The organism is Enterobacter sp. 186315 (assembly GCF_053290175.1).
Genome location: NZ_JBPTTK010000002.1, coordinates 367,931 through 373,930, shown reverse-complemented (window position 1 = coordinate 373,930; position 6,000 = coordinate 367,931). Strand labels below are relative to the sequence as shown.

The 6,000-nt window shown below is 53.4% G+C and carries 4 protein-coding genes; 1 reads left to right on the top strand and 3 read right to left on the bottom strand.

Annotation, left to right across the window (positions count from 1 at the left end; translation table 11 throughout):
- The 3 genes from ACSVHP_RS04120 to pdhR form a co-directional block, all read right to left on the bottom strand.
- A partial coding sequence (locus ACSVHP_RS04120; RefSeq protein WP_447551063.1) for a biotin/lipoyl-containing protein occupies positions 1–439 on the bottom strand: 439 nt, incomplete at its 3' end.
- A gap of 14 nt (positions 440–453) precedes the next feature.
- Complete coding sequence (gene aceE / locus ACSVHP_RS04115; RefSeq protein ID WP_417316510.1) at positions 454–3,117, bottom strand: pyruvate dehydrogenase (acetyl-transferring), homodimeric type; 2,664 nt, start codon at positions 3,115–3,117, stop codon at positions 454–456.
- A 121-nt stretch (positions 3,118–3,238) separates the two neighbouring features.
- Complete coding sequence (gene pdhR, locus ACSVHP_RS04110; RefSeq protein ID WP_013095596.1) at positions 3,239–4,003, bottom strand: pyruvate dehydrogenase complex transcriptional repressor PdhR; 765 nt, start codon at positions 4,001–4,003, stop codon at positions 3,239–3,241.
- A gap of 534 nt (positions 4,004–4,537) precedes the next feature.
- On the opposite strand from pdhR, the gene aroP reads away from it, so the two are divergent.
- Complete coding sequence (aroP, locus tag ACSVHP_RS04105; protein ID WP_447551062.1) at positions 4,538–5,911, top strand: aromatic amino acid transporter AroP; 1,374 nt, start codon at positions 4,538–4,540, stop codon at positions 5,909–5,911.
- Positions 5,912–6,000: the final 89 nt, after the last annotated feature.

Sequence of the window (6,000 nt, the reverse complement as noted above, 5' to 3'; positions counted from 1 at the left end):
AGGCTTTGTCGCCTTCTACGGTGATCAGCGACTGTTCAGCTTCAACTTTGTCGCCCACCTTCACCAGGATTTCAGTGACTTCAACTTCGTCACCGCCGATGTCAGGCACGTTCACTTCTTTCGCTGCCGCGGCAGCTGCTGGAGCAGCGGCGGCCGGAGCGGCTTCTTTCTTCTCTTCCTGCGCAGGTGCAGCAGCTGCTGCACCGTCGGCGGAATCGAAAATCATGATCAGTTTGCCGGTCTCGGTTTTATCGCCAACAGAGACTTTGATCTCTTTAACGATGCCAGCCTGAGGTGACGGAACTTCCATAGAGGCTTTGTCGCCTTCTACGGTGATCAGCGACTGTTCAGCTTCAACTTTGTCGCCAACTTTGACCAGGATCTCGGTGATTTCAACTTCATCAGCCCCGATGTCCGGTACATTGATTTCGATAGCCATTATTCTTTTACCTCTTACGCCAGACGCGGGTTAACTTTTTCTGCATCGATGTTGAATTTGGTAATTGCGTCTGCAACCACTTTCTTATCGATTTCGCCACGTTTAGCCAGTTCGCCCAGTGCTGCTACAACCACGTAAGAAGCATCAACTTCGAAGTGGTGACGCAGGTTTTCGCGGCTGTCAGAACGACCGAAGCCGTCAGTACCCAGAACGCGATAATCATCAGCTGGAACGTAAGTACGAACCTGCTCAGCGAACAGTTTCATATAGTCAGTCGACGCCACCGCTGGTGCATCGTTCATCACCTGAGCGATGTACGGAACGCGCGGGGTTTCCAGTGGGTGCAGCATGTTCCAGCGCTCACAATCCTGGCCATCACGCGCCAGTTCAGTGAAGGAAGTCACAGAGTACACGTCAGAACCTACGCCGTAGTCTTTCGCCAGGATCTGTGCTGCTTCACGTACGTGACGCAGGATAGAACCGGAGCCCAGCAGCTGAACTTTACCTTTGCTACCTTCGAGGGTTTCGAGTTTGTAGATACCTTTACGGATACCTTCCTCGGCGCCTTCCGGCATAGCCGGCATGTGGTAGTTTTCGTTCAGCGTGGTGATGTAGTAGTAAATGTTCTCTTGTGCTTCACCGTACATACGGGTCAGACCGTCGTGCATGATGACAGCCACTTCGTACGCGTAAGACGGGTCGTAAGAGATACAGTTAGGGATAGTCAGAGACTGAATATGGCTGTGACCATCTTCGTGCTGCAAACCTTCGCCGTTCAGCGTTGTACGACCGGAAGTACCACCGACCAGGAAGCCGCGAGCCTGTTGGTCGCCAGCCTGCCAGCACAGGTCACCGATACGCTGGAAACCGAACATCGAGTAGTAGATGTAGAACGGAATCATCGGCAGGTTGTTGGTGCTGTAAGAGGTCGCAGCGGCCAGCCAGGATGCGCCTGCGCCCAGCTCGTTGATACCTTCTTGCAGGATCTGACCTTTCTCGTCTTCTTTGTAATATGCAACCTGCTCACGGTCCTGCGGGGTGTACTGCTGACCGTTCGGGCTGTAGATACCAATCTGACGGAACAGACCTTCCATACCGAAGGTACGCGCTTCGTCAGCGATGATTGGAACCAGACGATCTTTGATCGACTTGTTCTTCAGCATCACGTTCAGGGCACGCACGAAGGCGATAGTGGTAGAGATCTCTTTGTTCTGCTCTTCCAGCAGCTGAGAGAAGTCTTCCAGCGCCGGCAGTTCCAGCTTCTCGGTGAAGTTAGGCTGACGAGCTGGCAGGTAGCCTTTCAGCGCCTGACGACGTTCGTGCAGGTACTTGTGCTCTTCAGACCCTTCCGGGAAGGTGATGTAAGACAGGTTTTCTACCTGCTCATCGGTCACTGGAACGTTGAAACGGTCGCGGATATAACGCACGCCGTCCATGTTCATTTTCTTAACCTGGTGAGCGATGTTTTTACCTTCTGCGGTATCACCCATGCCGTAACCTTTGATGGTGTGGGCCAGGATTACAGTCGCTTTACCTTTGGTTTCCTGCGCTTTTTTCAGTGCAGCGTAGACTTTCTTCGGATCGTGACCACCACGGTTCAGGGCCCAGATCTGCTCGTCAGTCCAGTCTGCAACCAGTGCTGCGGTTTCAGGATATTTGCCGAAGAAGTGCTCACGAACGTAGGCACCGTCTTTGGATTTGAAGGTCTGGTAGTCGCCGTCAACGGTTTCGTTCATCAGCTGGATCAGTTTACCGCTGGTGTCTTTACGCAGCAGCTCATCCCAACGACCGCCCCACATCACTTTAATCACGTTCCAGCCAGCACCCGCGAAGATGCCTTCCAGTTCGTTGATGATCTTGCCGTTGCCGGTTACCGGACCATCCAGACGTTGCAGGTTACAGTTGATGATGAAGCACAGGTTGTCCAGCTTCTCACGGGTCGCGATGGTGATCGCACCTTTAGATTCTGGCTCATCCATTTCGCCGTCGCCCAGGAAGGCGTATACGGTTTGCTCAGAGGTATCTTTCAGGCCGCGGTGTTCCAGATATTTCAGGAATTTAGCCTGGTAGATCGCACCGATTGGGCCCAGACCCATAGATACGGTCGGGAACTGCCAGAATTCTGGCATCAGTTTCGGGTGCGGGTAAGAAGACAGACCTTTACCGTGAACTTCCTGACGGAAGTTGTTCATCTGCTCTTCAGTCAGACGACCTTCCAGGAATGCACGTGCGTAGATGCCCGGAGAGATGTGGCCCTGGAAGTACACCAGATCGCCGCCGTCTTTCTCGTTAGCTGCACGGAAGAAGTGGTTGAAGCACACTTCGTAAACGGTTGCAGAAGACTGGAAGGATGCCATGTGGCCGCCCAGTTCCAGGTCTTTCTTGGATGCGCGCAGAACGGTCATGATGGCGTTCCAGCGGATTGCAGAACGAATACGGCGTTCCAGATCCAGATTGCCCGGGTATTCCGGTTCGTCTTCGACGGCAATCGTGTTTACGTAGTTATTAGCCCCTGCACCTGAAGCAACTTTCACGCCGCCTTTACGGGCTTCTGAGAGCAGCTGATCAATCAGATACTGAGCGCGCTCAACACCTTCTTCACGGATGACCGATTCGATCGCCTGTAGCCAGTCGCGAGTTTCGATCGGATCCACGTCATTTTGGAGACGTTCTGACATGGGGGTATTCCTTATCTATCTAATACGTTGATTTGTCTGGAACCTGTCCCATTGTGCTTTCGCCAGAAAACACAATAAGACAGGTTCTGCGTTTAGTTGCCGCGCTCTAAAAATCCGGCGCTTAATCCTTTCGTTGCTGTATGCGGCGTAATGAACGTTCGCGACGCGATTGTTCACGGCTGCGGTCCAGCAAGATTTCCTCAATGAAGGCCAGATGGCGGTGCGACGCTTCGCGCGCCTGCTCCGGTTCCCCGGCCATTATCGCCTCGAATACTCGGGTGCGATGGTTGCTGACCAGCGGGAGCATGTCCCGACGGGCATACAACAATTCAAAATTCTGACGAACGTTCTGGGCCAGCATCGGCTCCATGCAGCGTAGCAAGTGTAGCAACACCACATTGTGTGCCGCCTCGGTGACGGCAATTTGATACTGGACGACGGCATTGGACTCGGCGTCTAAATCGCCGGACTGCTGTGCCCGTTCAATGGCCTGATGCAGCTCGCGGATACGCACGCGATCTTCATCAGTGCTGCGAAGGGCGGCGTAATAGGCCGCGATACCTTCAAGCGCGTGACGGGTCTCAAGCAGATCAAACTGGGATTCTGGGTGGTCAGAGAGAAGTTCTACCAGCGGGTCGCTGAAGCTCTGCCACAGGCTGTTTTGCACAAAGGTTCCGCCGCCCTGGCGACGAAGCAGCAAACCCTTCGCTTCGAGGCGCTGAATGGCCTCACGCAGAGAGGGGCGGGAAACGTCGAACTGTTTTGCCAGCTCACGTTCTGGCGGAAGTTTTTCACCGGGGCGCAATGTCCCTTCGAGGATCAAAAACTCCAGCTGCTGCTCAATCACATCGGATAATTTTGGTTGGCGAATTTTGCTGTAGGCCATATTCCCTGTCTTACGCCTTTTTGCCCGGAGTCAATTGGTCTTACCAATTTCAAGTTCGTATCGCTAAAGTAACAAAGTATTCACCTTCTGTCCATATTGGTTTTGATTGAAATCAGTAAACCCTGCACATTTTAACAACCTTACAGAAATGACGTTTCAGAAATGTAACTTTGCACAAATGAGTTGATTACTCCCTTCGAGGGAGATTTAACCTTATTGAAACGAGGGTTTTTGCAATCTGAAGCGATTCAACAGGGCAAATAATGAAAATTCGCCCGCTTATTGCGCATTTCTATTCTATAGCTTGGGTAGGAAGGGCTAACGGACCGATTTACAAATGCTTTCTTTTTATTCAACTCGTCATCGCCCCTTCATAAAGCAGGTGCATTCAAGCGCGCTTATCACTATTCTTGCGCTTACGGAAGTCATCTCCGATTTTTTCTGTACCGCTTACCGTAAAGAAATAAATACAGAAAATGGATATTCATAATTACACACGCGCAGCGTGAATATAACAACCACACACGAGGTTTCATGATGGAAGGTCAACAGCACGGCGATCAGCTGAAGCGCGGACTTAAAAACCGCCATATTCAGCTCATCGCGTTGGGTGGTGCTATCGGTACCGGCCTGTTTCTGGGAAGCGCATCCGTTATCCAGTCCGCCGGCCCTGGTATTATTTTGGGGTACGCTATCGCGGGGTTTATCGCCTTCCTGATTATGCGTCAGCTGGGTGAGATGGTGGTTGAGGAGCCGGTTGCAGGCTCGTTCAGCCATTTCGCCTATAAATACTGGGGAAGCTTCGCTGGCTTCGCGTCCGGCTGGAACTACTGGGTGCTGTACGTACTGGTTGCCATGGCCGAGCTGACGGCGGTCGGTAAATACATTCAGTTCTGGTATCCGGAGATCCCAACCTGGGCCTCCGCAGCGGCCTTCTTCGTCATCATCAACGCCATCAACCTGACCAACGTAAAAGTGTTTGGTGAGATGGAGTTCTGGTTTGCCATCATCAAAGTGATCGCCGTTGTGGCGATGATTATCTTCGGCGGCTGGCTGCTGTTCAGCGGCAACGGCGGCCCACAGGCGACGGTGCGTAACCTCTGGGAGCAGGGCGGATTCCTGCCGCACGGCATGACCGGGCTGGTGATGATGATGGCGATTATTATGTTCTCCTTCGGCGGCCTTGAGCTGGTGGGCATTACCGCCGCTGAAGCCGATAACCCGGAGCAGAGCATCCCGAAAGCCACTAACCAGGTTATCTACCGTATTCTGATCTTCTATGTGGGTTCGCTGGCGGTGCTGCTCTCCCTGCTGCCGTGGACGCGCGTAACCGCTGACACCAGCCCGTTCGTACTGATCTTCCACGAGCTGGGCGACACCTTCGTGGCTAATGCCCTGAACGTGGTAGTGCTGACCGCTGCCCTCTCCGTTTACAACAGCTGCGTTTACTGCAACAGTCGCATGCTGTTCGGTCTGGCACAGCAGGGGAACGCGCCGAAAGCGCTGCTCAACGTCGATAAACGCGGCGTGCCGGTAAACACCATTCTGGTCTCCGCTGTGGTCACCGCGCTCTGCGTACTGATCAACTACCTTGCGCCGGAGTCTGCCTTTGGCCTGCTGATGGCGCTGGTGGTTTCCGCTCTGGTGATCAACTGGGCGATGATTAGCCTGGCGCACATGAAGTTCCGCCGCGCGAAGCAGCAGCAGGGCGTAACTACCCGCTTCCCTGCCCTGCTCTATCCGCTGGGCAACTGGGTCTGCCTGCTGTTCATGGCGGCAGTGCTGGTCATTATGCTGATGACGCCGGGCATGGCGATTTCGGTCTACCTGATCCCGGTCTGGATTGCGGTCCTCGGCGTGGGCTATCTGGTTAAACAGAAAAACGCCCGCACGATGAAAGCGCACTAATCCCCTCTCCCTGTACCCGTATCGTGCGGGTACAGGGTGTTGTTACCTGCCTCACAGTTTCACGCCAACAGCAAAATAATCCATATCAC